The following is a 25,515-nucleotide window of genomic DNA, read 5'->3' on the forward strand; positions in this document are numbered from 1 at the left end:
GATGTCCACGCGGGCGCGGCCTCACAGCGACGCGGTCACCGGAACCGCGGACGGCGGCCGGCATGAGGACGCGCCCGGCCGGGGCGGAGACATGCCCGCGCCGGCCGACGACCGGCCAGCCTCCCCGCTGCGCCTGGCGGCCGTCGCGCTGTCCGTCGTCGCGTTCGGGCTCACGGTGGCCGGGTTCGTGATCGCCCTGGGCCTGCCGCCGGAGTGGGACTCCATCTCGATCGTCAACCCCGATTTCGCCTGCGGTCTGACCTTTCCACTGGTGGGAGCCTTCCTGCTGGCCCGCCGATCCCGCTCGGCCCCCGCCTGGCTGATGTGCGCCGGCGGAATCGGCTGCGCGGTCAACTACTTCGGCAGCGCCATGATGTACCGTTCCGGCGCCGACGGCGCGCTGGCCGCGGCCGGCCTCTACCGCTACGCCGCGGGGATCGGCTGGGTCGTGGGCGGATGCCTGCTGGCCGTGGTGCTTCCGCTGTACTCGCCCGACGGGCGGCTGCCCTCCCGGCGGTGGCGCCCGATGGTGGTCCTGACCGGCGTGGTGATGACGGCCGAGGCGGTCCGCACGGTCGTGCGCCCGACCCCGCCCGCCGAGAACTACCCGCTGCCCCGGATCATCCCGAACCCCCTGGCGATCGACGCGCTCGCCCCCTACCACCAGCCGGTCCAGCAGGGCCTGTTAGCGCTGATCATGGCGTTGGCCGTCCTGTCGCTGCTCTCCCTGGCGCTGCGCTTCCGCCGGGCCGGGCCCGTGCTGCGCCGTCAGATCGCCTGGCCGCTGAGCGCGTTCGCCGTCTACATCGTCTGCATGCTCGCCGGAGAGGACTGGATACCGGCGGCGACCGTCTGGACCGGGCTGATCCCGGTCGCCATCGCCTTCTCCGTGCTGCGCCACCGGCTGTACGGCATCGACACCGTGATCAGCCGCGCCTTCGTGGCCGCCGGGCTGATCGCGGCGGTCAGCGTCGTCTACTTCGGGGCGGGCGCGCTCACCGGCCTCGTCCTGTCCGGGTACGACCGGATCGGCGGCCTGGCCGCGGCGCTGTTCGCCGGGGTCGTCTTCCACCCGCTCCGGCACATGCTGCGACGCCTGGTCGACCGGCTCATGTACGGCACGCACGGCGATCCGGCCGCCCTCGCCACCCGGCTGGCCCATGAGGTCGGCGAGGCCGAGCCCGTCAACGCGCTGGCCGCCGTCGCCTCGGTGGTCAAGGACGGCCTGAGCGTCACCGGCGTAGCGGTCGAGGTACGGGGACAGGGAACCCGGAGGGTGGAGACCGGCCTGCTGGGCCCGTCCCCGCGCACGGTGCCGCTGATCTGGCACGGTGAGCCGGTCGGGCGGCTGTTCCTGGGCGCCCCGGGGCCTCGCAGGTTCGCCGCCGCCCACAACGACCGCCTGATCGCCGTGGCCACGCCGTATGTGGCGGATGTGGCGCACGCCGTGATGACCACCGCCGACCTGCAGCGCTCCCGCGAGCGCATCCTCACCGCCCGCGAGGAGGAGCGCCGCCGCCTGCGCCGGGACCTGCACGACGGGCTCGGTCACGCGCTGACCGACATGGCGATGGCGATCAACATGGCCCGGATCAGCCTGCGCACCGCCCCCGCCTCGGCCGACCTGCTCCTGTTCGAGCTGCGCGGCGGCATGGACACCGTGGGCCAGGAGATCAGGGAGCTGGTGTACGGCCTGCGCCCGCCGACGCTGGACGAGCTCGGGCTGGCGGGAGCCGTACGGGCGCTGGCGGCCGGGGGCCCGCCGGAGGTGACCGTCGAGACCGAGGGCGACCTGTCCGACCTGCCGGCCGCCGTCGAGGTGGCCGCCTACCGGATCGCGCAGGAGGGGCTCACCAACGTCCGCAAGCACGCCGCGGCCCGGTCCGCGGTGGTCTCGTTGCGGCGCGGCGAGTCGCTGACGGTCCGGGTCCAGGACGACGGCCACGGACTGGGCGAGGGGCCGCGCTCCGGCATCGGCCTGATCTCGATGCGTGAGCGCGCCGCCGAGCTCGGCGGGACGTGTGTGATCGGCCCGGCGCCGGGTGGCGGCACGGCGGTGGAGGCCGTTCTGCCGATTTCGATCGGCCGGATGTAAACCTTCCGGGGTCCTCGGGGCTCTAACCATCCGTTGCCGAATCCATTTGAGGAGATCGTTGTGAAGCACTGGGCCATGGCCGTCGGCACCGCGGTCGCCGTGTCCGCCGTCGCCTCCCCCGCGACCGCCTCGTCGCGGCCGGCGCCGGTCACGGGTGCCGTCTACTCCGGCTACCAGGGCGGCGGGGTCGAGGTGCTGACCCACCGGGGCGGCTGGAGCCGGCGGAGCGTCGGCGGTGGAGGCTTCGTCGGGCAGTTCTCCGCGGCGCCCGGCGGCGGGAAGGTCGCGTGGATCGACAGCGGGAACCGCCTGCACGTCAAGACCGCGAACGCGGACAGGGTGATCGCCAAGGACGCCGCCTACGGCGGGCCCTGCTCGACCCCGGCCTGGACGGCCGACGGCAGGCGGATCGCCTACCCGGTGAAGGGCACGGCGGAGACCACGGCCGTGACGGTGATCGGCGCCGACGGGAGAAATCCGGTGAAGGCCGGCCGGACGATGGGCGTCTGCCACCTGACCTGGTCGGCCGACGGCAGGACGCTGGCCGGTTACGCGGGGGACACCGACGGCGTCCACCTCCTGGACACCGGCTCCCTGGTCTCCAGGAGGGCCCCCGGCATCAAGCTCGCCAACCACGTGCAGAGCCTGTCCCCCGACGCCGGCCGGGTCGTGGTGCACACGATCGGCGCGAACGCCCCCGGCGGCGACGGCTCCTGGCCCCAGTCGTTCACCCCGTCGATCTACGACACCAAGACCGGCAGGAGGCTCCCCATCCCGGTCGGGGGCAGGCTGCTCGGCGCCCTCTACCTCCGCGACGGGCGCCTGGCCGTACGCGTCCAGGGCAGGCCCGCCAACACCCTGGTGATCCTGGACGCCTCAGGCAAGGAGATCCAGCGGGTGCCCGAGCCCGCCAAGGCCAGGAACCTCGCCCTGCTCCACGTCCTGGGTTAGGCGCCCGGGGCGGGTGACGCCCCGGCGCCGGCTGATCGGTGTGCCGCAATAAGGTAGGGCACGTGGCTCAACTGCGTATCGCCCTGGCTCAGACCAATCCGGCGGTCGGCGACCTGGCGGCCAACGCCGACAAGCTCGTCGAGTGGACCCGGCGCGCCGCCGAGCGCGGCGCGCACCTCGTGGTGTTCACCGAGATGTTCCTGACCGGATATCCGGTCGAGGACCTCGTGCTGCGAACCTCTTTCGTGGAGGCGTCGATCGCCGCGGTCGAGACCCTCGCCGAACGGCTGGCCGACGAGGGGCTCGGCGAGACGCCGGTGATCGTCGGCTACGTGGACCGGGCGAACCTGGCACCGCGCGTCGGGCAGCCCAAGGGCGCCCCGCTGGACGCGGCGGCGCTGCTCCACCGTGGCCGGGTGGCCGCCAAGACCGCCAAGCACCACCTGCCGAACTACGGCGTCTTCGACGAGTACCGCTACTTCGTGCGCGGCGACCGGATGCCGATCTTCCGGCTGCACGGGGTGGACGTGGCGATCGCGGTCTGCGAGGACCTGTGGCAGGAGGGCGGGCCGGTCGCCGTGGTGGCGGAGGCCGGAGCCGGGCTGCTGGTCGTGCCGAACGCCTCGCCGTACGAGCGGAAGAAGGACGACGTACGGCTCGCGCTGGTCTCCCGGCGGGCCAAGGAGGCGGGCTGCGCCCTCGCCTACGTCAACCAGGTCGGCGGACAGGACGAGCTGGTCTTCGACGGTGACTCACTGGTCGTGTCCGCCTCCGGCGAGCTGGTCGCGCGGGCCGCGCAGTTCACCGAGGAACTACTGATCACCGATCTCGAACTGCCCGAGGCCCGCTTCGGCGGTCTCGGGACGTTCGAGGTGGACGCCGCGGACGGGACCGTGATCACGGTGGAGCGGCTGGAGCTGTCCGCGTTCTCCGTGGAGCCGTACGATCCGGAGCCCCCCGTGATCTCCGAGCAGCTCGACGACGTCGCCGAGGTCTACGCGGCGCTGGTGCTCGCGGTGCGCGACTACGTGGCCAAGAACGGCTTCCAGTCGGTCATCCTGGGCCTGTCCGGCGGGATCGACTCGGCGCTGACCGCCACGATCGCCTCCGACGCGATCGGCCCCGAGCGGGTGCACGTGGTGCTGATGCCCTCCCGATACTCCTCCGAGCACTCGCTGAGCGACGCCCTGGAGCTGGTGGACCGGCAGGGCGTCAACGCGCAGACCGTCCCGATCGGCGACATCGTGAGCGGCTTCGAAAAGGAGATCTCACTGTCCGGCCTGGCCTCGGAGAACCTCCAGGCCCGGGTGCGCGGCATGATCCTGATGGGCCTGTCCAACCAGCACGGCCACCTGGTCCTCACCACCGGCAACAAGAGCGAGCTGGCCGCCGGCTACTCCACCCTCTACGGCGACTCCGCCGGCGGCTTCGCCCCCATCAAGGACGTGCTCAAGACCCTGGTCTGGGAGCTGTCCCGCTGGCGCAACACCCGGGCGGGTACGTCGAACGAGTTCCTGTACGGCTTCGCGGCACCGCCGATCCCGGAGAACTCCATCGAGAAGGAGCCGAGCGCGGAGCTCCGCCCCGACCAGCGCGACACCGACTCCCTGCCGGAGTACGACGTGCTGGACCACCTCCTGGACGACTACGTGGAGAGGGACATGGGCTCCGCCGAGCTCGTCGCCGCCGGTCACGACCCCGCCCTGGTCGCCCGGATCATCCGCCTGGTCGACCTGGCCGAGTACAAGCGCCGCCAGTACCCTCCGGGCCCGAAGATCACTCCCAAGAACTTCGGCCGCGACCGCCGCCTTCCCATCACCAACCGCTGGCGTGAGACGACGCTCTGAGACTCATCGGGGGTTTCCGGAGTCCGCCGCCGTGCGTCAAACTAGGCGAGTTCGACGGCTGATCCGCACTCCCCAAGGCTCCTCATCCCCCGGGACAGGGGCCTTTTCGGTGTGGTCGAGTAGGGATGCCGATCAGGTGTGAAGCATCCGGGGTTGCCGGTGAAAGACCTGCTCAGGATGGGTATTACCGGAAGAGGCTCCGGTGCCCGGGGAGGGGGCTGAACCGCCGGTCACCGGTGACCTGATGGACGGTAAGCCGGCCGCGCCGCCCCTCCACGCGGTCATCAGGGCGCGGTACTGCACCCGGCAGTCCGCCAGTGCCGTAGTCCACCGAAATCAAGAGAAAAGGGGGGAACTCTGATGAAGGCAGCGGTAGGAGACAGGCTGGTCGTCGAGGGCACCCGGCACGGTGAGCACCGGCGGGTCGGCGTGATCGTGCAGTTGGTCCACGAGGACGGCTCCCCGCCCTACATGGTGCGGTGGGAGTACGACGAGCACGAGAGCATGGTGTTTCCCGGCCCCGACGCGCATGTGATGGCCGGAGACCAGAAGGGACCCCCGCTCACGACCCTGTGATCGGGTGAACCGGACGATCCGCCGCCGTCCTCGAACAGGACGGCGGCGGTTTCCCTGTGCGCGATCCTCCCCGCCCGATGTCGTTCCCCCTCAGCGGGAGGCGAGACCGGCCAGGATGTGATCGACGATCCGCTCGGCGATGTCCTCGGGGACATCGCCGTCAGGGCTCTGCTCGATGCACCGCATGTACCAGACCACGGTGCCGATCAGTGCCGCGATGGCGACGGACACGTCCAGGTCCGCCCTCAGCTCGCCTGTCGCGACGCCCCGTTCCAGCAGGGCTGTCAGCACCGCCCTGCGCGGCTCGATCGCCGCCTGCCGGACACGGTCCGCCAGGCGGGGGTGGCGTTCGGCCTCGTTCATCGCGATGTTCAGCACGCATCGCGCCCGCCCGTCGCACGCCTCGCGCCGGAAGACCTCCACGCAGGCGATCAGATCCTCCCGGACGAAGCGGCCCGCCAGCGGGGGAAGCGGCGCCTTGAGCGTGGCCAGGGCGTCGACGACCAGGTCCTCCTTGGCGGACCACCACCGGTAGATGGTCGTCTTGCCGACCCCCGCCCGGTTGGCGATCGCCTCGATCGACAGCTCGCCGAGACTGGTGCTCTCGCCGATCAGATCGAGGGTCGCCTCGATGATCGCCTTCTCTGCCCTGACGCTGCGGGGCCGGCCTGCCGGGCGGGCCGCGTGTGTCTCATCCGTGGTGGTCATCGCGTCTCTAGACTACTGCCGGTTCCCTGTCGGGGTTATGCCGCTCAGTGGTGGTCGCCGGGGTTTCCTTACCCGGCAGCCATCGGAGCACCACCAGGGCTCCGAGCAGCGCGATCACCGCCGAGACCAGGGCCGTGATGTGCATGCCGTCCAGGAACGCCTGCTTCGCGGGCTCGATCAGCGCCGCGCCGCGCCCGCCGAGCGACTGGGCCACGCCAAGCGTGCCGGTCAGGGACTCACCGGCGACGTGCTGAAGCTTCGCGGGCAGGCCGGCCAGGGTGGGGGCGATCTCCTCGCGGTAGGTGGCCGAGAGCAGCGAGCCGAGCAGGGCGACGCCGAGCGCCCCGGCGACCTGCCGGACGGTGTTGCTCATGGCCGAGCCGACGCCGGCCTTCTCCCTGGGCAGCGATTCCATGATCGTGGTGGTCGCGGGCGGCATGATGGTGGCCATCGCCGCGCCCTGGACGAAGAAGACGATCTCGATCACCAGGATCGGGGTGTGCTGGTCCATCAGCGCGTAGGAGCCCAGCGTGGCGGCGACGACCACCATGCTCACCGTGGCGCTCGCCTTGCCGCCGAAACGCCTGGCCATCTGCTGGCTGAGCGGGGCGAAGATGATCTGCGCGGCGGCGAAGGGGATCATCAGCGCGCCCGCCTGCATCGGGGTGAAGCCCAGCACGATCTGCAGGTAGAAGACCAGGAAGAACATTCCGCCCATCATCGCGAAGAACACGATGCCGATCATGCCGACCGCGGTGGAGAAGCGGGCGTTGGCGAAGTAACGGACGTCGAAGGCCGGGTGGTCGATGCGGCGCTCGTACCAGACGAAGGCCACCAGCACGGCCAGTCCCAGGATCGACGGGATGAGCACCTCGGCGCTGGCGAGCGTGGCCAGCTCACCGCCCCTGATGATGCCGTAGGTGATCGCGACGAGGCCGACGATGGACAGGAGCACCCCGACCGGGTCCAGCCTGGACGGCTTGGGGTCACGCGACTCGGGCACGACGAGCGCGATGAGCACCATGCTGACCAGCACGATCGGCAGGTTGATCAGGAAGACCGATCCCCACCAGAAGTGCTCGATGAGCAGGCCGCCGGTGATCGGGCCGATCGCGACGGCGATGCCGACGCCGCCGGCCCAGATGCCGATGGCCTTGCCGCGCTCCTCGGGAGGGAAGACGTTGGAGATGATCGCGAGGGTGGCCGGCATGATCGCGGCACCGCCGATGCCCATGAACGCGCGGGCGACGATCAGCTGCATGGGATCCTGGGCGTAGGCGCTGGCCAGTGAGGCCAGGCCGAAGAGCACCATGCCGACGAAGAGCATGCGCTTACGCCCGGTGCGGTCGCCGATCACCCCGAAGGTGAAGAGCAGACCGGCGAAGACGAGCGTGTAGGAGTTGATCGCCCACTCCAGCTGGCTCTGCGTGGCCCCCAGTCCCTCCACCGGGTCGGCGATCGTCTTCAGGGCGACGTTGAGAATCGTGTTGTCCAGCACGACCGCCAGGAGGCTGAAGACCAGCACTCCCAAGATCCGCCACCGCCTGGGGTGACCGAGTTGATGATTCATGAAAACCCCGTTTTCGATACGTCAAAGTTTCGAAACCCAACCGTAGCGCCTCCCGCTTTCGATACGCAACAGTCTCGTTTCGTAATGGTCGCCGCCGGTGACCGCTCGGTGGCGGTGAGCACGAAGGTCGCCACGGACGCGGTGCCGAGCAGGGGGACGGGCCCCGGAGATGGCCGGCAGACGCCGGTAAGGTTCGGCAACCATGTGATTGCCTACCTCCGCATGCATTGTGTCGTACGGCCCCGACACCTCCGCCACCGGATTACCGACGGCGCCGGGGGTGTTGAACCAGCCGAACGCGTGCAATCATCGGAAACGTCCGGAGACGCCACAGGGGCGCTTCGAGACTCCCGTTGGAGGGTGCTTTCATGTCCTCTTCCGTCACCAGCCCGCCGACCGCGCTCTACGGCGGCCAGGCTGGACGAAGGGTTACCGTCCGTGACATCGCCGTCGCCAAGGAGCGGGGCGAGAAGTGGCCGATGGTCACCGCGTACGACGCGATGACCGCGAGGGTCTTCGACCAGGCCGGTATTCCGGTGCTGCTCGTCGGCGACTCGGCCGCCATGGTCGTGTACGGTCACGACTCGACGCTGCCGGTGTCGGTGGACGATCTCCTGCCGCTGACCGCGGCCGTGGTGCGCGGCTCGTCACGCGCGATGGTCGTCGCCGACCTGCCGTTCGGCTCCTACCAGTCCTCTCCCCAGCAGGCGCTGGAGACGGCCGCCCGCTTCATGAAGGAGGCGGGCGCCCACGCGGTCAAACTCGAAGGCGGCCGCCGGGTACTGCCCCAGGTCGAGGCCCTGGTCTCGGCCGGCATCCCCGTCATGGCCCACCTGGGCCTGACCCCCCAGTCGGTCAACGCCTTCGGCGGCTACCGGGTGCAGGGGCGCGGCCAGTCCGGCGACGAGCTGACGTCCGACGCCAAGGACCTGGAGTACGCCGGGGCCTTCTCGGTGGTTCTGGAGTGCGTCCCCGCCGAGCTCGCCGAGCGGGTCACCGCGTCGCTGTCCATCCCCACCATCGGCATCGGCGCCGGCCCCGCCACCGACGCCCAGGTTCTCGTCTGGCAGGACCTGATGGGCCTGACCCCCCACCCGGCCAAGTTCGTCAAGAAGTACTTCGACCTGGCGCGGGAGATGGACCGGGCCGTCCGCACCTTCGCCGACGAGGTGACCACCGGCGCCTTCCCCGCCGCCGAGCACAGCTACCACTGACCGGCCCGGCCCCGCCGTACTCCCCTCCACCCCGGTACGGCGGGACCCGGTACGGCGGGGCGGGATCAGGCCAGGGTCGCCGGATCGGTGTTGGCCCCGCAGACGATCACGGCCACCCGTTCCCCGGGAGCCGGGACGTAGGCGCCGGAGCGCAGGGCGGCGAAGGCCACCGCCCCCGCGTGTTCGACGGCCGTCCGGAACGACCGCCACAGCTCCAGCCGGGCGTCGACGATGGCCTCCTCGGAGACCAGGACGCTCAGAACCCCCGCGGCGCGGGTGACGCCGTAGGCGATCTCGCCGATCCTGTCGGCTCCCAGGGAGTCGGCCGCCACCCCGCCGACCTGGACCGGGACCGGACCTCCGGCCCGCAGCGCCCGGTGCAGGGTGGGGATCGTCTCGGGTTCGACGGCGACCACCCGCGCGCGGCCGTCGAGGGCCGCGGTGATCCCGGCCACCAGCCCGCCGCCACCGACCGCGACGAGGACGGTGTCCACTCCCCGGATCTGCTCCAGCACCTCCAGCCCGATCGTGCCCTGCCCGGCGACCACCTCGGGATGGTCGTAGGCGTGGATCTCCAGGGCGCCGCTCCCGGCCGCCCGCAGGACCGACGCCTCGTACGCCTCGGCGTAGACGGCCCCGGTCTGCGTCACCTCGGCACCGAGCGCGCGGATTCCCGCGACCTTCACCGGGCTGGACACCGTCGGCACGAAGATCTCCGCCCGGATGCCCAGGGCGCGCGCCACATACGCCACCGCCAGGCCGTGGTTGCCGCCGCTCGCCGCGATCACCCCCGCCTCGGGCAGCTCCCCCTCGGCCAGGATCCTGTTGAAACCGCCTCTGGCCTTGAACGACCCCGAGTGCTGCATCCCCTCCAGCTTCAGGAACAGTCCCGGCGCCGCCTCCAGCACCGGCGTGCGGAGGATGTGACCGGCGATCCGCTCGGCGGCCTCCTCGACGTCCTTGACCGACACGCCCCCGATCGGCGGGTTCCCCATCGGCACCCTTCCACTCCCTCTCCGGAGAACCGTTCTACCCAGCAAAAAAGTGACATCTAGCAAAAAATCATGAAAGCGCCTGGGTGAAGTCGGCCCAGAGATCCTCGATGTGCTCGATGCCCACCGCCACCCGGACCGTGCCCTCGCCGATGCCGTGCCGGGCGAGCTCCTCGGCCGTCAGCGAGCGGTGGGAGGTGGTCGCCGGGTGCAGGATGAGGGTCTCGACGCCGCCGAGCGAGGGGGCGAGCAGGGCGAGCCGTACCGAGCTCATGAACTTCTCGCCCGCCGCGCGCCCGCCGACCAGGTCGAAGGAGAAGACCCCGCCGAAGTCGGGCAGCAGCCTCCTGGCCAGCCGATGTGAGGGGTGCGAGGGCAGGCCGGGCCAGTGCACGGCGGACACCTCCGGATGGTTGTCCAACCGGAGGGCGAGCTCGCGGGTGTTGAAGCAGTGACGTTCCATGCGCAGCGGCAGGGTCTGCAGGCCGCGCAGGGTGAGCCAGGCGGCGAACGGGTCGGCGGTGGCGCCCAGCTCGGCCGCGAAGTGCCACACCGCGCGGTAGAGCTCCGCCGAGGCGAAGACCGCGATGCCGCCGAGCACGTCGGTGTGACCGCTCAGATACTTGGTCGTGGAGTGGACCACGATGTCGGCGCCGTGCTCCAGCGGGCGGCAGAGGATCGGCGAGGCGAAGGTGTTGTCCACCACCGAGACCAGCCCGGCCTCGCGGGCCGCCGCGCACATCCCCGGCAGGTCCGCGACCTGCGCCACCGGATTGGCGATGGTCTCCAGATAGACCAGCCTGGTCTCCGGCCGCACGGCGGCGCGCAGTGCCGCCGGGTCGTCCTCGGGGACATAGGAGACCTCGATCCGGAACCGCCCGGCCAGATCCTTGAGCATCGCGGCGGTGCCGCCGTAGAGGGGCTTCTGCGCGATCAGGTGATCGCCGGGCTTGAGCAGGCCGAGCAGTACGGAGTTGATCGCCCCCATGCCGGAGGCGGTGGCGACCGCCCCCACACCGCCCTCCAGCCCGGCGACGGCGTCCTCCAGCGATCGGACGGTCGGGTTCGACAGCCGCCCGTAGACGAAGGGGCCGTCGGGGCGCCCCATTCCGTCGGCGAAGACGGCCGGGTCGTCGAAGACGAAACCCGAGGTCTGGTAGAGCGGCACCGCGATGGGGCGGCTGCCGTCCAGCCGAGGCTGGGGAAGGTGGACGGCACGGGTCTCTGGGCGAAGCTCATCAGGCATGAACGCCCAGTCTAGCGATTGTCCCCCCGTCGGCCCATCGCCTGGCCGTCCAAGAGACCAGACCGCCCAGGAGAGCAGGGCGTCCAAGAGAGCAGGGCGTCCGAGGGCCGGGACGGCCGAGGGGCGCACCGCCTCGCGCACGATCACCCGCCCAGGCGAGATCACCGGGCGGGCCGTCCGGTCACGGTGGTGAATTCCTCACTGTTCCCCAGAGTGACCGGTCTCCAGGATCAGAGGTATGACAGCGATTCAGGTGGACGGGCTCAGAAAGAGCTACGGAGACTTCGCGGCCGTCAGGGGCATCTCCTTCGAGGTCCCCCGGGGTGAGATCTTCGCTCTGCTCGGCCGGAACGGCGCCGGAAAGACCACGACGGTGGAGGTGCTGGCGGGCTTCCAGGCGCCGGACGAGGGCACGGTGCGCGTACTCGGCCTCGATCCGGTCAGGGACCGGGTCAGAGTGCGGCGGAGTGTCGGCGTCATGCTGCAGGAGGCGGGGTTCCTCCCCGACCTGACCGTGGCGCAGACCGTGGACGCCTGGCGCGACTTCGTCGCCGCGCCCCGGCCGCGCGAGGAGGCCCTGGAGCTGACCGCGCTGAGCGCCAAGGCCGCCACCAGGGTGCGTCAGCTCTCCGGGGGTGAGAAGCGCCGGCTGGACCTGGCACTGGCCGTCCTGAGCCGTCCCGACGTGCTCTTCCTCGACGAGCCGACCACCGGGATGGACCCCGAGGCGCGCAGAAACACTTGGGAGGTCATCCGGGATCTGGCCGGACAGGGCACCACGATCCTGCTCACCACGCACTACCTGGAGGAGGCCCAGCAGCTGGCCACCAGCATGGCGATCATGGATCAGGGGCGGATCGTCAGCGGCGGGGACATGGCCGAGACCCTGGCGGCACGGGCCGGCCGGGTCGCCTTCGAGCTTCCCGCCTCCGTCACCCCGCGGGACCTGCCGGTCCCCGACGCCACCCTGGAGGGGGACACCGTGGTGTGCCGCGTCGCCGATCCCGACCTCGCCGCCCAGGCCCTGCTGAGCTGGGCCGCGGAACGCGGCCTGCGCCTGCGCGGCCTGGAGGTCCGTACGGCGACGCTCGAAGACCTGTTCCTGGATCTCGCCGCGGGAGACAAGGGCGAGATGACCCACGACATCGGCAAGGAGGTGGCGTGACCGTGTCGGCACGTGATCTGGCGGTGGTGAGCCGCTTCAGCAGCCGCCTGTTCTGGCGGGACCGGGTGGCCCTGAGCACCTCCGTGAGCCTGTTTCTGGGCCTGGGCATCGGACTGCCGCTCCTGATGGACCGGGTCGGCGCGGGAAACGCGGAATTCCTGCTGAACCAGCATCTGGGGGTGCTGGCCATGGTCCTCGTCATCGCGACGTTCACCCAGATCGCGGTGACGCTCACCACCCGCCGCGACCAGCTCATCCTCAAGCGGATGCGGGCCACCGGGCTGGGTGACCGCGACATCCTCGGCGGGGAGATCGTCAGCCTCGCCGCGCAGAGCACGCTGCTGACCGTCGTGGTCTCGGTCGCCCTGTACGCGCTGACGGATCTGCCGGTGCCCCGCGACCCGCTGCTGTACCTGGTGTCCGTGGTCGCGGGCGCCGTCGTCCTGTGCCTGCTCGGGACCGCGTTCACCGCGCTCGTCCCGCGTACCGAACTGGCGGCCGTCATGGCCATGCCGTTCTTCTTCCTGGCCGGTATCGGCGCGAACGGCTTCGGCCCGCTCCTGGAACTGCTTCCCGGCTGGGTCGGCACGCTGCTCGGCCTGCTGCCCACCGCCGCCGTCGTCGACGTGGCCAAGATCGCCTACGCGGCGGACGGCACCTTCGGCGGCGACCTGCGGGCGGCGGCCGTACCGGCGCTGAAGCTGGCCGTCTGGGCGGTGATCGGGGTCGTCGCGACGGTGCGCTGGTTCCGCTGGGAAGCGCGGAGGTCATAGGTTCACTGTCATGCGAGTATCCCCCCGGCTGCTGGCCATCGGGCTGGTCACGCTGATCTCCGTGGGCTTCATGATCCTGCCCGTGATCATGATCGCCCGGCACGGCGGAGCGCCGGGGATCGCCGTGCTCGCCGCCGGGCTCCCCTGCTTCTTCGTCCCCCACCTCCTGCACGTCCGTGCCGCCCTGCGCGGCGCGGAGCCGGGTGGCCCCACCTTCGGCCTGGGGATCCAGGTGCTCGCCACCTACGTGCCCTTCGCCGTGCTGCCGGGGCAGTTCGGATACTGGTGGACAGGCGCGCCGACCATCCTGCTCGGCTCGGTGCTGCTCCGCCTGCGACCGCCGTTCGCCCTGGGCGCCCTGGTGGCGATGACGGCGGCCCAGTCCGCCCTCCTCTGGCGCTACTCGGTGCAGGAGTACGCGGCGCAGAGCGCCGTCTACAGCGTGATCAGTCTCTTCGCCACCGGATTCGTGATCTACGGGGTGGTCCGGCTGACCGTGGTCGGCGAGCAGCTGACCCAGGCCAGAATGGACCTGGCCGAGGCCGCGGTGCTGCGGGAGAGAATGCGGATCTCCCGTGATCTGCACGACGGCCTGGGCAGCAGCCTGACCGCCGTCGCGCTCAAGGGCGACCTCGCGCGCAGGCTCGTCGAGAGCGACCCGGCCGCGGCCAGAACCGAGCTGGCGGAGCTGGTCCACGTGGCCAGGGACGCCGCGCAGGAGGTGCGGCAGGTGGCGCGAGGTTATCGCGAGATGTCGCTGGCCGAGGAGGTGCACCGGGCGGTGGCGCTGCTGGAGGCCTCGGGGGTGAGCTGCCAGACCAACCTCGCCGACCTCCAGGTGCCCAGGCCCGTCGACGAGGCGCTGGCCTGGGCGGTGCGTGAGGGAATCACCAACGTGGTACGGCACAGCCAGGCCACGATCTGCTCGATCAGCACCTCGGCGCATGCCGGGACCGTACGGCTGGAGCTGGTCAACGACCGCGCCCGCAGGCGTTCGGCCGACGGCAACGGGCTCACCGGCCTGCGGGAGCGCGCCGTCGGCCTGGGGGGCTCGGTCAGCGCGGAGCGGACCGGCGGCGGCGGTTTCCGGCTCGCGGTGGAGGTGCCCGCGTGATCCGGGTGCTGCTCGCCGAGGACATGCACATGATCAGGGCGGCGCTCGTCGCGCTGCTGAGGCTGGAGCCCGACATCGACGTGGTCGCCGAGGTCACCCGCGGCGACGAGATCGTCGCCGCGGCGCTGCGGACCCGCCCGGACGTGGCGGTGCTGGACATCGAACTGCCCGGGGTCGACGGCATCACCGCCTCGGTGGAACTGCGGGAGCGGCTGCCCGGCTGCCGGGTCCTGGTGCTCACCGCGATGGGCCGGCCCGGCCAGGTGCGCAGGGCGCTGGCCGGGGGGATCGAGGCGTTCCTGGTCAAGGACGCCCCCGGCGACCGTCTGGCCGACGCGATCCGGCGTACCGCCCAGGGCCTGCGGGTGCTGGACCCCGAACTGGTCGCCACCGCCATCGAGTACGGCGAGAGCCCGCTGACCCCGCGCGAGGCGACCGTGCTCAGGGAGGCCGCGCGCGGCGCCCCGGCGGAGGAGATCGCCGCGCGGCTGCACCTGTCCACCGGGACGGTGCGAAACTACCTGACCGGCGCGATCGCCAAGACCGGCGCCCGCAGCAAGATCGACGCCATCCGGATCGCCGAGGACGTGGGCTGGATCTAGGGCCGATCGGCCCCGTCGTGGTTCACCGTGTGGTGCGCGGTGTCCAGCGAAGGGTCATGTCCGGCAGGTTCTCCATGTTGCGGCTGCCGTCGCTGGTGTCGAGGACGGTGAAACCGTGGCGCTCGTAGAACGCGCGGGCCTCGGTGTTCCGCTGGAAGACGTGCAGGCGCAGCTCGTCCGGGCTGTGCCGCCTGACCTCGTCGAGGAGCAGGGTGCCGATCCCCCGGCGGCGGACGTCCGGCCGCAGATAGAGGTGTTCGAGCGTGTTCCCCGCGAGGGAGGCGTAGCCCAGGACCACCGTCCCGCGCACCGCGACCCAGGTGAGGCACTCCTTGAAAAGGACGTCCTCGATCCATCGGGTCACCTGGTCGTGACTCCGCCTCTGCGGAGGCAGGTACGGCATGGTGGCCGCCCGCGAGGTCATGTGGACGCGTGCGACCGCCGCCGCGTCCGACGCGTCCGCGAGCCGGATCTCTATCCCGCCATCACTGTTCACGTCGAGAACCTCCAAGACCTCTCGGTAGCCGGCCACACACCGATGACGCCGACCCCCGCACGGGACCACTCGTAACGCTCAGACGTCGGTGACGCGGAACCCGGCGTGGGCCTTGTAGCGACGGTTGACCGAGATGAGGTTGGCGGTCAGCGCCTCGACCTGGTGGGCGTTGCGCAGGCGCCCGCCGTACACGCCGCGGACGCCCGGGATCCGGCCCGCCAGCGCCTGCACGGTGTCGGTGGCCTCGCGGTCGTCGCCCAGCACGAGCACGTCGAGATCGACCTCGGCGACCTCGGGATCCAGCAGCAGGACGGCCGAGACGTGGTGGAAGGCGGCGACCACGCGGCTGTCGGGAAGGACCGCCGCGGCCTGCTGGGCGGCGCTGCCCTCCTCGACGGGCAGCGCGTAGGCCCCCTGCTTGTCGAAGCCCAGCGGGTTGACGCAGTCAATGACGATCTTGCCGGTCAGCTCGGTCCGCAGGGACTCCAAGGTGGCCCGGTGGCCCTCCCACGGGATCGCCACGATCACCACGTCGGCCTCGGCCGCGACCGTCCGGTTGTCGGCGCCGCGCACCGACTCACCGATGCCCGCGGCGACCTCCCGGGCGCGCTCCTCGCTGCGCGAGCCGATCAGCACCGGGTTTCCGGCGAGGGCGAACCTTCTGGCCAGGCCCTTGCCCTGGTCGCCGGTGCCGCCCAGGATCCCGATCGAGATTCCCCTCACGTCCGGAACATCAACGCTCACTGATCGCTCCTCGTCATTCTCAGCCGCCCGGGGCCGGACCCGACCGGCCTTGTCACCTGTCCAGATCATGCCAGGGTCACATTTCCAGCGTCATCGCGGGGTGACTGGGGCACCATGGAGGGCATGGACGCTCGGTCGGTGACACTTCTGCGCGAGATCCTGGCCTCGACCGGCTGGATCGAGCGGACCCGCGAGTTCGGCCTCGCCCTTCGCGCGACGCGGTCACCGGGAGGGCTGCTGGTTGTGGGCACCCCACAGGAGGAGCCCTGGCACCTGACCGCACACCTGAGCGACGAGGCCCGGCTCTCCGGGCTGCCCCAGCTCGCCCCCACCCTGGTCCGATGGGCACCCGCCCCGGACGCGCCCGCGCATCTGCGCGTCGGGCTGGAGCGGATCGAGCAGGCCGGCCGGGGTGAGACGTTGTTCGTGGTGACCGAGGAGCAGGCTCCCGAGATCCTGTTGGAGCGCGTCAGCGACGCCAGGAAGGTCGGAGCGACCATTCTGGCCCTGGACGGCGGCGATCCCGACCTGGAGGGACTGGCCCACGACGCGCTGGCGATCCCCGACCGGGCGCCGCTCTCCTTCGACGGAGCCCAGCACCTGATCAGCATGGCCGCCGGCGAGACCGGCCGGCGCCCCGGTCTGCGTGACCGGCTGGCCCGGCTCCTGGAACGGGTCAGCGGCCCCCAGGTCCCCTACTGACGCGACGCCTCAGTCCTCGTTCCAGGTCTTGTCCTCCTCCCGCCACACCTCATTGCGTTCGGCCGCGGTCTTCAGCGCGTTGGCCGCGGCCTCGCGGGCCTCGTAGGGCCCCATCCGGTCTTTGTTGGGGCAGCCCTCCTCGGGTTCAACCGCCATGTGCTTCAGGCAGAACCACCATTGATCGCTCATAACGGCAATCCTGCCCAGTGAGAAGCACAACTAGACTGGGGGACCATGACGACACTGCTCCAGCCTGGGCGGATCTCGCCCACCCGCAAGGTCCCCGCCCACATCGAGCGGCCGGAGTATGTCGGGAAGAAGTCCCCGAAGACCGGGGAGCCCGACGTCAAGACACCGGAGATCATCGAACGGATGCGGATCGCGGGCAAACTGGCCGCCCAGGCGCTCCAGAAGGTCGGCGAGCACGTGACCCCGGGCGTGACCACCGACGAGCTCGATCGGATCGGCCACGAGTTTCTCTGCGACCACGGCGCCTACCCCAGCACGCTGGGCTATCGCGGCTATCCCAAGTCGCTGTGCACCTCGATCAACGAAGTGATCTGCCACGGCATCCCCGACGACACCGTGCTGCGCGACGGCGACATCGTCAACGTGGACATCACCGCCTTCATCGGCGGTGTGCACGGTGACACCGACGCCACCTTCCTGGTCGGCGACGTGGACGAGGAGTCCCGCCTGCTGGTCGAACGCACCCGCGAGGCCACCAACCGGGCGATCAAGGCCGTCGCGCCCGGCCGCCAGCTGAATGTGGCCGGCCGTGTCATCGAGGCCTACGCCAAGCGGTTCGGCTACGGTGTGGTCCGCGACTTCACCGGTCACGGCATCGGCACCACGTTCCACTCCGGCCTGATCGTGCCGCACTACGACGACCCGTCGCTGGCGGTCACGCTGGAGCCCGGCATGACGTTCACCATCGAGCCCATGCTGACGCTCGGCACGATCGACTACGACATCTGGCCTGACGGCTGGACCGCCGTGACCAAGGACCGCAAGCGGACCGCCCAGTTCGAGCACACCATCCTGGTCACCGAGACGGGCCACGAGATCCTGACGCTCCCCTGACCGCCCGCCCCTCCGCTCTCCGTCCGGTTCTCCTGAGGGGGGGAGCGGCCGACCCGGCGGAGGCGCGTGGCCGGCGTCACCGGCCACCGGCCGGTCATGGACCGGCACCCGGCGCACACCTAGCGGCCCTGTCGGCTCCTGGGCACCGCACCGGTGATGGTCGTGCCCTCTCCCGGGACACCGTTGACGCTGAGCGTGCCGCCGACGTCGGCGAAATGGGCCCGCATGGCGGTGATGCCGCGCCCGGTGGCCGGTCCGGAGAAACCGACGCCGTCGTCGCTCACCGTCATGCGCAACCCGGCGGGGCCCAGGGTCACCGCGACGGAGACCACGGTCGCCCGGCTGTGCCGTTCGACATTGGACAGCGACTCCCCCAGGGTCGCCAGTACGGCCCGGGCGATCCTGGCGGGCACGTCACGGCCGGGCAGCGCCCAGATCTCAACGGTGACCCCGGTGCTCTCCGACCATTCGGCCAGATGTTCTTCGAGAGCCTGGGCAAGGCTGTGTCCCGCACGCATGCGCAGTTGCTTGGTCACTGCTCAACCCTCCTGCCGCACATGGCAGCCACCGGCCCCCCGACCGAACACGTGACCCGTACGTGCGTGGGCGTGGCATTCGATGACCGGATACCCACCCGCTGCGGTGATGCCAGACCCCCCTGGCTTCCAGGTTACCGGCAGGTGCCTGCGTCGACATAGAAAGATAGAAGGCCGTGGCGCCGGAGCCACTTTCCACCGCGCCGCGGAGCCCCCCGCGCGGGAGGCACAGAGTCACGGGGTTACGGGGTCGCGGGCCGGGTTACTCGGCGCGGTCGTGCCTGTTGAGCCTGGCCAGGTAGTCGTTGTAGGCGTCGAGCTGCGCGTCGCCGCTGCCGCCGCCGCGGGCCGCGGCGGCGTCGGCCCGGCGGTCGGCGTGCCGGGCCTTGCGGTCGTCGTCCCGCCACCACTGCAGGGCCAGCGCGATCAGCACGATCAGCGTCGGAATCTCACCGAAACCCCAGGCGATGGCACCGCCGGTCTGCTGGTCGACGATCGCGGACGCGCCCCAGGTCCGGCCGAGCTGGTCGTACCACTGGGAGGCGAGCAGGGTTCCCATGCTCATCAGCGCGATGCCGAAGAAGGCGTGGAACGGCATCGTGACGAACAAGATGATCAGCCGGGCCACGTGGGGCACCTTGTGGGGGCCCGGGTCCACGCCGATGATCACCCAGAAGAACAGGATCCCACTGAGCAGGAAGTGCACCGTCATGGCGATGTGGCCGAGGTGCTCGGCCATCGCGGCGGCGAACAACGGGGTGAAGTACAGCGCGTAGGTGGAGACCACGAAGATCGCGGTGGCGATCGCCGGGTGACCGACGAAGCGGACGAACCTGCTGTGCAGGATCGTGGTCAGCCACTCGCGCGGCCCCCGGTCGCCCCGGCGGGCGGCGGGTCTGAGCGCACGCAGCGCCAGCGTGACGGGGGCGCCGAGCACCAGGAAGATCGGCACCAGCATGGACAGCGTCATGTGCTCGGCCATGTGCACGCTGAACAGCACCTTGGCGTAGCGGGCGACACCGCTCTGGGTGGCGATGAGCAGGATCAGCACGCCGGTGAACCACGCGGCGGTACGGCCCCACGGCCAGGAGTCGCCGCGGCGGGCCAGCCGTACGACCCCGGCGAGGTAGAGCCCGCCAAGCAGGGCGATCAGGGTGCCCGAGAAAAGGTCGAACCACCAGAGCGAGGCCAGAGTGGACAGGGAGATCTCCGGCGGCATGGGGTAGCCCAGCACCTCGAATGCCCGGTCGCCCGGGAGACCCGGCGGCGGGGCGGTGCGGGCGAGCGCGACGGCCAGGCCGACCGTGGCGAACATGACGAGCAGTTCGACGGAGGCGAACCGGACGAATGCCCTGGGGACACCGGCGGCGAGCCGGGGAAGCGTCCGCTTCCTGTGCCACCAGCCGATGGCGCCGAGCACCGCGAACGTCGCGGTCTTGGCCAGCAGCAGCAGGCCGTAGGCGGAGGTGAAGAGCTCGGAGATCGAGGTGAGCCTGGCCACGACGCTGAACAGGCCCGACAGCCCGACGCCGATGAAGCACCACAGCGCCATGGCGGAGAACCGGGTGGCGGCGATCTCCAGGGACGGCTCCCCGCGCAGCGCGTGGGCGCAGAGCACGGCGAGGCCGCCCACCCAGAGCGCGAGGACGAGCAGGTGCACCGCCACGCCGGTGGTGGCGAGGTCGTGGTTGGGCGAGGAGGAGGCGTGCCCGGTGAGCGCGGGGGGGAGCATGGTGGCCAGGGCGAGCAGCAGCAAGCCGCCGCTCGCGCCCACGGTGATCGCCCCTCGGGCGAACAGGGCGACCGCCACCGCGAACAGCACCACGAGGGTGAGCGCGATTCCGTTGGACACCTGGCTGGCGAAGCTGGTCAGCTCGTTGCCGCCGAGCACCTCGATGACGGGCAGGCCGAGGGCGTTGGAGAGGCTGAAGATCATCGTCGTCGCCGCGGCCGCGGCCCAGACGAGCGCGAGCCACGAGGCGGCTCTGACGTAGGTGAGCGCGGTCCGGCCCAGCAGTCCCTTGTCGCTGGGGAGGAAGACCGTGGCGGCCAGCAGGGTGCCCACGGTCAGCACACCCGCCGTGTTCAGCACCAGCTTGGACAGGGGCAGGCCCCAGCGGGTGAACGTGCCCTCGTCGGGCAGGCCGGGGATGATGCGCGGGGTGGCGGCACCTCCGGCGATCATGGCGATCACCAGTGCGGCGACGGCCACCCCCGCGCCCGCGAGTGCCAGCTTCACCGTACGGCCGGTTCCGCCGCGCTCGGTCCGCGTGGTCCGTGTGGTCCGCCCCACCTTGCTCACGGCTGCTCCACCCCGTTCACGGCTGCTGCTTCTTGTTTCGCATGCTGAAGAACAGGCCGATGCCGACGCCGGTCACGCCGCCGACGATGAGCCACATCCAACTGGGCGCACCGCCGGAGGACTTCGGCTGATCGGAGCCCTGGGCCGCGGTGGCCGGGCTGAACGCGGCGGCCGGGGGGCCGGCGGACTCCGAGGCGGCCGGCACGGGCTCGGCGGAGGGTTCCGAGATGTTCGAGGAGGCCGCCGAGGGGGCGCCGGTCTCGGACGGCGAGGGCTTGGCCCCGGTCAGGGTGAAGGGGATCTCCCCCTCGATCGGGTGGCCGTCGGAGGAGACCACCCGGTACGCGATGACGTATCCGCCCGGCGGCAGGTCGCCCTTGACCCTCTGGGTGACCACCCGGCCGTCGACGGCGGGCTTGCCGTCCTGGTAGGCGGTGTTGTCCGAGGTGTGCACGACGACGGCCGGGAAGCGGACCTTGGCGGTGAAGGTCAGCTTCACCTCCCGCAGGCTCTCGACCTGGGCGCCCTTGGCAGGGTCACTGCTCTGGAGCGTGTCGTGGGCGAGAGCGGGCGAGGCGAATGCCGTGCCGAGGACGAGGGTGACGAGAAGCGCGAGAACCACCGCGACAGGGGAAGTCTTCATGGCACCCTCAAGGCTACCGACGCCACCACGCGGTCCCTACCTCCCCGTCCCGACGGCCGTGCCGGAGGACCGTTCCAAGGACCGTTTCCGGCCCGCCGGGCCCGGACGTCGGCTCCGCACCATTCCGACCCTGGTCTAGACCGGCTGTCAGATGCGGGGACCCGGTCCAGGCCGGAGGCGGTTCCCGCCCGCCTCCGGCCCCGCGAACACCGTGTCGATCTACAACCCCACGCAGGCGAGCGCCCGTTGGTAGGCGTCCACACTGCGAACCGGCTCGTCGATACGTTCCAAGACCCGAGCCGCCGTGAGCCACGCGTGAGCGGTGTAGCGGGTGGCGGGCAGCTGCTCCAGGGCTTCGGCCGCCGCCTCCAGCTCCCGCAGGGCGAGCTCTTGGCCGCCCAGCTCGGCGGAGGTCTGGCCGTGCAACAGGCGTGCCTCCATCTGCAGCGGCTTGGGCATCCCGTCGAGCATGTCGCAGACGGCCTTGATGTGCTCTCCCGCCCGCTGGGGGTTGGCGAGCAGCAGCTCCACCCGGGCGAGGTTCATCGCGCAGCGCATCTTGTCCATCGGGTTGGCCGAACTCTCCGACAGCTCGGTCTCCACCTTGACCAGCAGGTCGCGCCAGGAACCGGCCTGCATGGGCCGCACGGTCAGCATGACCTGGGCGTAGTCGTTGTGGAGCCGGGCCTGACGGCGGGGCTCGCCGTACTCGGACTGGATGGCGAGGGCCCGCTCGACGTGCGGGATCGCCTCGTCTCCGCGTCCGCTCTCCACCGCGACGATGGCCGCGCCCCAGTGCGCCAGGGTGAGGGCCTGCGGCATGCCGAGCGCCTCGGCCGCGGCGAGCAGCTCGGCGGAGAACTGACGGGCTCTGAGCAGGTCGCCGCGCTCGACGTAGGCGGCCAGCAGCTGGGCGCCGAGCCTGATCAGCCCGTCGGTCCAGGCCGGTCGCACCGCGCCGCCCAGGATCTGCTCCACGACCTTCACCGCCTGGGCCAGGTCGCCCCGCTCGCGGTAGCACCGGGAGAGCGCGACGGCGACGGCGACGTGACGCTCGGGCGTCATCGCGGCCGAGTCGTTCCGGCGCAACCCGTTCAGCAGGTCGATCGCCCCGTCGAGGTCGCCGCACGCCTCGGTGGCCAGGGCCAGGCCGTACTCGGCGTCCTGCCTGAGTTGAGGCAGGCCCGCGAGGCCGTTGTCCGCGAGCAGCTCGGCGTAGCGCGTGCGCGCCTCGCCGACCTCGCCGTTCTCCATGGCCAGCCGCGCGTAGCCGAGCCCGAGCTCGATCTCCTGCATCTGCTCGGCCGTCACACCGTTGATCAGGTAGGTGAGGGAACAGCCGAGTTTTTCGGCGAGCAGCTCAAGAACGGCGGGCGTAGGAGTACGCTTGCCACTCTCGATCAGAGAGACATAGCTGTCGGATAGCTCCGGATGAGCGAGCTGCGCTTGGGAAAGACCACGTTGACGACGGACGGTCTTGATGCGTTGCCCCACCAAGTCTTGACCAGCCACGTTACCCCTTGAAAGATATCGTTCGAGCAGCAGAACCCACGACAGGAGCCCCCCCGTGCGCCAACGCCTTGCTTTGTCTGCCCTCGCCGTTCTGTTTACGGCCGCAATTGCCGCCGCAAGTAATGTTACGACCGCAAGCGCTGATTCGTCTGCCCCCTCGCAGGCCGTGAGTCAGTATTCTTTGCACGTCCAGGTGGAGCACCGGGCGGGCTGGAGCTACCCCGACTAGCAGGTAGGTCAGTCCGCGTGTAAAGCGAGAAACAGGTCGACACGGTCCGCCGTCGTGGAGGGGTCGCACCGGTGAGCTCTTCAACCCGGTGGATAACGTAGCGGGCCGTGTCGACGACTCTCCTCGTGTCCACGATGTTCCGCCCCCGCCCCGGCTGATGTACTGCTGTGGTGAGCGGCATCGAGATCCGGCGGGAACAGCGGCGGCGGGCACAGGGGCGGGGTGTCGGCGAGAGCGCCCCGCGCCCCGACGGGACGCTGAAGGTGACGGGCGAGTTCGCCTACTCCTCCGACCTGTACCTCCCCGGCATGATCTGGGGGGTGACGCTGCGCAGCCCCCACCCGTCCGCCTGGATCCGCTCCGTCGACGTCGGGGCCGCGCTCGCCATGCCGGGGGTGCTGGCGGTGCTCACCCACGAGGACGTGCCGGGCGCCAAGTTCCACGGCCTGGAGCTCAGGGACCAGCCGGTGCTGGCGGTGGACCAGGTCCGCTATCAGGGGGAGCCGGTGGCGCTGGTCGCCGCCTGCCATCCCGAGTCGGCCAGGCGGGCGGCCGAGGCGATCGTGGTGGACTACGAGGTCCGCGAGGCGGTCACCGACCCGCGCCGGGCCGCCTTCGACCCGTCGTGCCCGGCGGTCCACGAGCGCGGCAACGTGCTGCGCCACCAGCCGGTCAGGGTGGGCTCCGACTTCGAGGCCCCCGTGGTGGTCACCGGGGAGTACGAGGTCGGCATGCAGGACCAGGCGTTCCTCGGCCCCGAGTCCGGGCTGGCCGTACCGGCGGAGGACGGCGGGGTGGACCTGTTCGTCGCCACCCAGTGGCTGCACGTGGATCGCGACCAGATCGCACCGTGCCTGGGCCTGGAACCGGAGAGGGTACGGCTGTCGCTGGCCGGGGTCGGCGGCGCCTTCGGCGCCAGGGAGGATCTGTCCATGCAGGTGCACGCCTGCATGCTGGCGCTCCGCACCGGCCGCCCGGTGAAGATCGTCTACAGTCGCGAGGAGTCGTTCTTCGGCCACGTGCACCGGCACCCGGCCCGGATGCGCTACGAGCACGGCGCGACCGGCGACGGCAGACTGCTCTACGTCAGGGCGGAGATCCTGCTCGACGGCGGCGCCTACTGTTCCTCGTCCCCGGCCGTGGTCGGCAACGCCGCCTCGCTCGGGGTCGGGCCGTACGAGGTGCCCAACGTCCACATCGACGCCTACGGCGTCTACACCAACAACCCGCCCTGCGGGGCGATGCGCGGTTTCGGCGCGGTGCAGGCCTGTTACGCCTACGAGTCGCAGATGGACAGGCTCGCCGAGGCGTGCGGCCTGTCCCCCGTCGAGATCCGCGTCCGCAACGCGGTCTCCCAGGGTTCGACGCTGGCCACCGGTCAGGTCATCGACTCCCCCGCGCCGCTGGCCGACATGCTCCGGGAGCTCGCCGCGACGCCGATGCCCGCCGCGCGGGGCACCGGCCCGCTGGACATGCCGGGCGGGGTCGCGCAGACCACCCGCGGCGAGGGGGTACGGCGAGGCGTCGGGTACGGCGTGGGCATCAAGAACATCTGCTTCTCGGAGGGGTTCGACGACTACTCCACCGCCCGGGTCAGGGTGGAGCTGCTCGGCGGCGAGCCGCACGTGCTGGTGCACACCGCGGCGGCCGAGGTGGGCCAGGGGCTGGTCACGGTCCAGGAGCAGATCGCCCGGACAGAGCTGGGCATCGACCGGGTGACGGTCGCGCGGGCCGACACGGCGGTGGGCTCGGCGGGCTCCTCGTCGGCCTCCCGCCAGTCCTACGTCACCGGCGGCGCGGTCAAGGCGGCGTGCGAGGCCGTACGGGAGCGGCTGGAGACGCTGCGGGCCGGCGGGGCGTCGCTGGAGGAGGCGCTGGAACGGGCCGGGGCGGTCGAGGAGACCAGGGAGTACCGTCACCGGCCGACCTTTCCGATGGACCGCCTCACCGGGCGGGGTGACTCCCACACCCAGCTGGCCCTGTGCGTGCACCGGGCCGTGGTCGACGTGGACGTGGAGCTGGGCCTGGTCAAGGTGGTGGAGCTGGCGGCCGTCCAGGACGTGGGCAGGGTGCTGAACCCGCTCGCGCTGGAGGGGCAGATCCACGGCGGATCGGCGCAGGGGCTGGGGCTGGCGCTGATGGAGGAGATCCAGGTGGTGCGGGGACGGGTGCTCAACCCGTCGTTCACCGACTATCTGATCCCCACCATTCTCGACATGCCGCCCATGCGGCTGTCGATCCTGGAGAACCCCGACCCGCACGCCCCCTACGGCCTGCGCGGCGCGGGAGAGCCCTCCACGCTCTCCTCCACCCCCGCGATCGCCGCGGCCGTGCGGGCGGCCACCGGCCTGCCGCTGCCCCGGGTGCCCATCCGGCCCCATGACATCGCGCTGAGGGGGTAGGAACCGATCACCC

At 71.1% G+C, this 25,515-nt stretch carries 23 protein-coding genes; 12 read left to right on the forward strand and 11 right to left on the reverse strand.

Annotated features, from left to right (window positions below; all coding sequences use genetic code 11):
* The first annotated feature begins 1 nt into the window (after position 1).
* The 4 genes from ACWEF2_RS13255 (at position 2) to ACWEF2_RS13270 (ending at position 5,469) form a co-directional block, all read left to right on the forward strand.
* Complete coding sequence (locus ACWEF2_RS13255) at positions 2-2,095, forward strand: histidine kinase (protein WP_453814842.1); 2,094 nt, start codon at positions 2-4, stop codon at positions 2,093-2,095.
* A 60-nt stretch (positions 2,096-2,155) separates the two neighbouring features.
* Positions 2,156-3,046, forward strand: coding sequence for a TolB family protein (locus tag ACWEF2_RS13260; RefSeq protein WP_453814844.1), 891 nt, complete (start codon positions 2,156-2,158; stop codon positions 3,044-3,046).
* Between the two features lie 62 nt (positions 3,047-3,108).
* Positions 3,109-4,893 (forward strand): NAD+ synthase, encoded by a 1,785-nt coding sequence (locus ACWEF2_RS13265; RefSeq protein ID WP_453814846.1) that lies wholly within the window; start codon positions 3,109-3,111, stop codon positions 4,891-4,893.
* Between the two features lie 360 nt (positions 4,894-5,253).
* Positions 5,254-5,469, forward strand: a complete 216-nt coding sequence (locus ACWEF2_RS13270) for a DUF1918 domain-containing protein (RefSeq protein WP_355600018.1) — start codon at positions 5,254-5,256, stop codon at positions 5,467-5,469.
* 90 nt (positions 5,470-5,559) lie between these two features.
* Here ACWEF2_RS13270 and ACWEF2_RS13275 read toward each other — a convergent pair whose 3' ends face one another.
* Positions 5,560-6,177, reverse strand: a complete 618-nt coding sequence (locus ACWEF2_RS13275; RefSeq protein WP_453814848.1) for a TetR/AcrR family transcriptional regulator — start codon at positions 6,175-6,177, stop codon at positions 5,560-5,562.
* Positions 6,178-6,184: 7 nt separating this feature from the next.
* Positions 6,185-7,747, reverse strand: a complete 1,563-nt coding sequence (locus ACWEF2_RS13280) for an MFS transporter (protein WP_453814850.1) — start codon at positions 7,745-7,747, stop codon at positions 6,185-6,187.
* 368 nt (positions 7,748-8,115) lie between these two features.
* Between ACWEF2_RS13280 and panB the strand changes: the two genes are divergently transcribed.
* Positions 8,116-8,961 (forward strand): 3-methyl-2-oxobutanoate hydroxymethyltransferase, encoded by an 846-nt coding sequence (gene panB / locus ACWEF2_RS13285; RefSeq protein ID WP_453814852.1) that lies wholly within the window; start codon positions 8,116-8,118, stop codon positions 8,959-8,961.
* 65 nt (positions 8,962-9,026) lie between these two features.
* Here panB and ACWEF2_RS13290 read toward each other — a convergent pair whose 3' ends face one another.
* Positions 9,027-9,956: a threonine/serine dehydratase gene (locus ACWEF2_RS13290; RefSeq protein WP_453814961.1), complete on the reverse strand. Its 930-nt coding sequence runs from the start codon at positions 9,954-9,956 to the stop codon at positions 9,027-9,029.
* Positions 9,957-10,023: 67 nt separating this feature from the next.
* Positions 10,024-11,199, reverse strand: coding sequence for a trans-sulfuration enzyme family protein (locus ACWEF2_RS13295; RefSeq protein WP_453814854.1), 1,176 nt, complete (start codon positions 11,197-11,199; stop codon positions 10,024-10,026).
* Between the two features lie 238 nt (positions 11,200-11,437).
* Between ACWEF2_RS13295 and ACWEF2_RS13300 the strand changes: the two genes are divergently transcribed.
* Genes ACWEF2_RS13300 through ACWEF2_RS13315 form a run of 4 tightly spaced genes read left to right on the forward strand, consistent with a single transcriptional unit; the run spans position 11,438 to position 14,853 of the window.
* Entirely contained in the window at positions 11,438-12,364 is a 927-nt protein-coding gene (locus ACWEF2_RS13300; RefSeq protein ID WP_453814856.1) for an ATP-binding cassette domain-containing protein, read from the forward strand.
* Positions 12,361-13,137, forward strand: a complete 777-nt coding sequence (locus ACWEF2_RS13305; protein WP_453814858.1) for an ABC transporter permease — start codon at positions 12,361-12,363, stop codon at positions 13,135-13,137. Before ACWEF2_RS13300 ends, ACWEF2_RS13305 begins: the two co-directional genes overlap by 4 nt.
* A 10-nt stretch (positions 13,138-13,147) precedes the next feature.
* Positions 13,148-14,251 carry a sensor histidine kinase gene (locus ACWEF2_RS13310; protein ID WP_453814860.1) on the forward strand — a complete coding sequence of 368 codons (1,104 nt, stop codon included), beginning with the start codon at positions 13,148-13,150 and terminating at the stop codon, positions 14,249-14,251.
* A complete protein-coding gene (locus ACWEF2_RS13315; protein ID WP_355600026.1) occupies positions 14,248-14,853 on the forward strand; it encodes a response regulator transcription factor in 606 nt (201 codons plus the stop codon). Before ACWEF2_RS13310 ends, ACWEF2_RS13315 begins: the two co-directional genes overlap by 4 nt.
* Before the next feature lie 22 nt (positions 14,854-14,875).
* Here ACWEF2_RS13315 and ACWEF2_RS13320 read toward each other — a convergent pair whose 3' ends face one another.
* Complete coding sequence (locus ACWEF2_RS13320; RefSeq protein ID WP_453814862.1) at positions 14,876-15,349, reverse strand: N-acetyltransferase family protein; 474 nt, start codon at positions 15,347-15,349, stop codon at positions 14,876-14,878.
* A gap of 78 nt (positions 15,350-15,427) precedes the next feature.
* Positions 15,428-16,093 (reverse strand): NADPH-dependent F420 reductase, encoded by a 666-nt coding sequence (gene npdG, locus ACWEF2_RS13325; RefSeq protein WP_453814864.1) that lies wholly within the window; start codon positions 16,091-16,093, stop codon positions 15,428-15,430.
* Between the two features lie 123 nt (positions 16,094-16,216).
* Between npdG and ACWEF2_RS13330 the strand changes: the two genes are divergently transcribed.
* Positions 16,217-16,795, forward strand: a complete 579-nt coding sequence (locus ACWEF2_RS13330) for a hypothetical protein (RefSeq protein ID WP_453814866.1) — start codon at positions 16,217-16,219, stop codon at positions 16,793-16,795.
* 9 nt (positions 16,796-16,804) lie between these two features.
* Here ACWEF2_RS13330 and ACWEF2_RS13335 read toward each other — a convergent pair whose 3' ends face one another.
* The gene (locus tag ACWEF2_RS13335) at positions 16,805-16,984 is read right to left on the reverse strand and encodes a hypothetical protein (protein ID WP_453814868.1); all 180 of its coding nucleotides are present in this window, start codon (positions 16,982-16,984) and stop codon (positions 16,805-16,807) included.
* A 45-nt stretch (positions 16,985-17,029) separates the two neighbouring features.
* Between ACWEF2_RS13335 and map the strand changes: the two genes are divergently transcribed.
* Complete coding sequence (map, locus tag ACWEF2_RS13340; RefSeq protein WP_453814870.1) at positions 17,030-17,878, forward strand: type I methionyl aminopeptidase; 849 nt, start codon at positions 17,030-17,032, stop codon at positions 17,876-17,878.
* Positions 17,879-17,997: 119 nt separating this feature from the next.
* Here the strand turns inward: map and ACWEF2_RS13345 are convergent, their stop codons facing one another.
* From ACWEF2_RS13345 to ACWEF2_RS13360, 4 genes are all read right to left on the reverse strand, one after another.
* Positions 17,998-18,414 carry a sensor histidine kinase gene (locus ACWEF2_RS13345; protein ID WP_453814872.1) on the reverse strand — a complete coding sequence of 139 codons (417 nt, stop codon included), beginning with the start codon at positions 18,412-18,414 and terminating at the stop codon, positions 17,998-18,000.
* Positions 18,415-18,676: 262 nt separating this feature from the next.
* Positions 18,677-20,716: a cytochrome c oxidase assembly protein gene (locus ACWEF2_RS13350; RefSeq protein ID WP_453814874.1), complete on the reverse strand. Its 2,040-nt coding sequence runs from the start codon at positions 20,714-20,716 to the stop codon at positions 18,677-18,679.
* A gap of 16 nt (positions 20,717-20,732) precedes the next feature.
* The gene (locus ACWEF2_RS13355; RefSeq protein WP_453814875.1) at positions 20,733-21,359 is read right to left on the reverse strand and encodes a copper resistance CopC family protein; all 627 of its coding nucleotides are present in this window, start codon (positions 21,357-21,359) and stop codon (positions 20,733-20,735) included.
* A gap of 219 nt (positions 21,360-21,578) precedes the next feature.
* Positions 21,579-22,871, reverse strand: coding sequence for a helix-turn-helix domain-containing protein (locus ACWEF2_RS13360; RefSeq protein ID WP_453814877.1), 1,293 nt, complete (start codon positions 22,869-22,871; stop codon positions 21,579-21,581).
* Positions 22,872-23,267: 396 nt separating this feature from the next.
* Here ACWEF2_RS13360 and ACWEF2_RS13365 point away from each other — a divergent pair, with 396 nt between their 5' ends.
* Entirely contained in the window at positions 23,268-25,502 is a 2,235-nt protein-coding gene (locus ACWEF2_RS13365; protein WP_453814879.1) for a xanthine dehydrogenase family protein molybdopterin-binding subunit, read from the forward strand.
* Positions 25,503-25,515: the final 13 nt, after the last annotated feature.

The sequence above is a fragment of the Streptosporangium sp. NPDC004631 genome (genome assembly GCF_053601935.1).

What these genes read in the sequence shown, in the direction of transcription:
- ACWEF2_RS13355 (WP_453814875.1), bottom strand. Translation starts at nt 21,359, where the DNA reads ATGAAGACTTCCCCTGTCGCGGTGGTTCTCGCGCTTCTCGTCACCCTC.
- map (WP_453814870.1), top strand. Translation starts at nt 17,030, where the DNA reads ATGACGACACTGCTCCAGCCTGGGCGGATCTCGCCCACCCGCAAGGTC.
- ACWEF2_RS13280 (WP_453814850.1), bottom strand. Translation starts at nt 7,747, where the DNA reads ATGAATCATCAACTCGGTCACCCCAGGCGGTGGCGGATCTTGGGAGTG.
- ACWEF2_RS13330 (WP_453814866.1), top strand. Translation starts at nt 16,217, where the DNA reads ATGGACGCTCGGTCGGTGACACTTCTGCGCGAGATCCTGGCCTCGACC.
- ACWEF2_RS13335 (WP_453814868.1), bottom strand. Translation starts at nt 16,984, where the DNA reads ATGAGCGATCAATGGTGGTTCTGCCTGAAGCACATGGCGGTTGAACCC.
- ACWEF2_RS13310 (WP_453814860.1), top strand. Translation starts at nt 13,148, where the DNA reads ATGCGAGTATCCCCCCGGCTGCTGGCCATCGGGCTGGTCACGCTGATC.
- ACWEF2_RS13255 (WP_453814842.1), top strand. Translation starts at nt 2, where the DNA reads ATGTCCACGCGGGCGCGGCCTCACAGCGACGCGGTCACCGGAACCGCG.
- ACWEF2_RS13295 (WP_453814854.1), bottom strand. Translation starts at nt 11,199, where the DNA reads ATGCCTGATGAGCTTCGCCCAGAGACCCGTGCCGTCCACCTTCCCCAG.
- ACWEF2_RS13270 (WP_355600018.1), top strand. Translation starts at nt 5,254, where the DNA reads ATGAAGGCAGCGGTAGGAGACAGGCTGGTCGTCGAGGGCACCCGGCAC.
- panB (WP_453814852.1), top strand. Translation starts at nt 8,116, where the DNA reads ATGTCCTCTTCCGTCACCAGCCCGCCGACCGCGCTCTACGGCGGCCAG.
- ACWEF2_RS13290 (WP_453814961.1), bottom strand. Translation starts at nt 9,956, where the DNA reads ATGGGGAACCCGCCGATCGGGGGCGTGTCGGTCAAGGACGTCGAGGAG.
- ACWEF2_RS13275 (WP_453814848.1), bottom strand. Translation starts at nt 6,177, where the DNA reads ATGACCACCACGGATGAGACACACGCGGCCCGCCCGGCAGGCCGGCCC.
- ACWEF2_RS13300 (WP_453814856.1), top strand. Translation starts at nt 11,438, where the DNA reads ATGACAGCGATTCAGGTGGACGGGCTCAGAAAGAGCTACGGAGACTTC.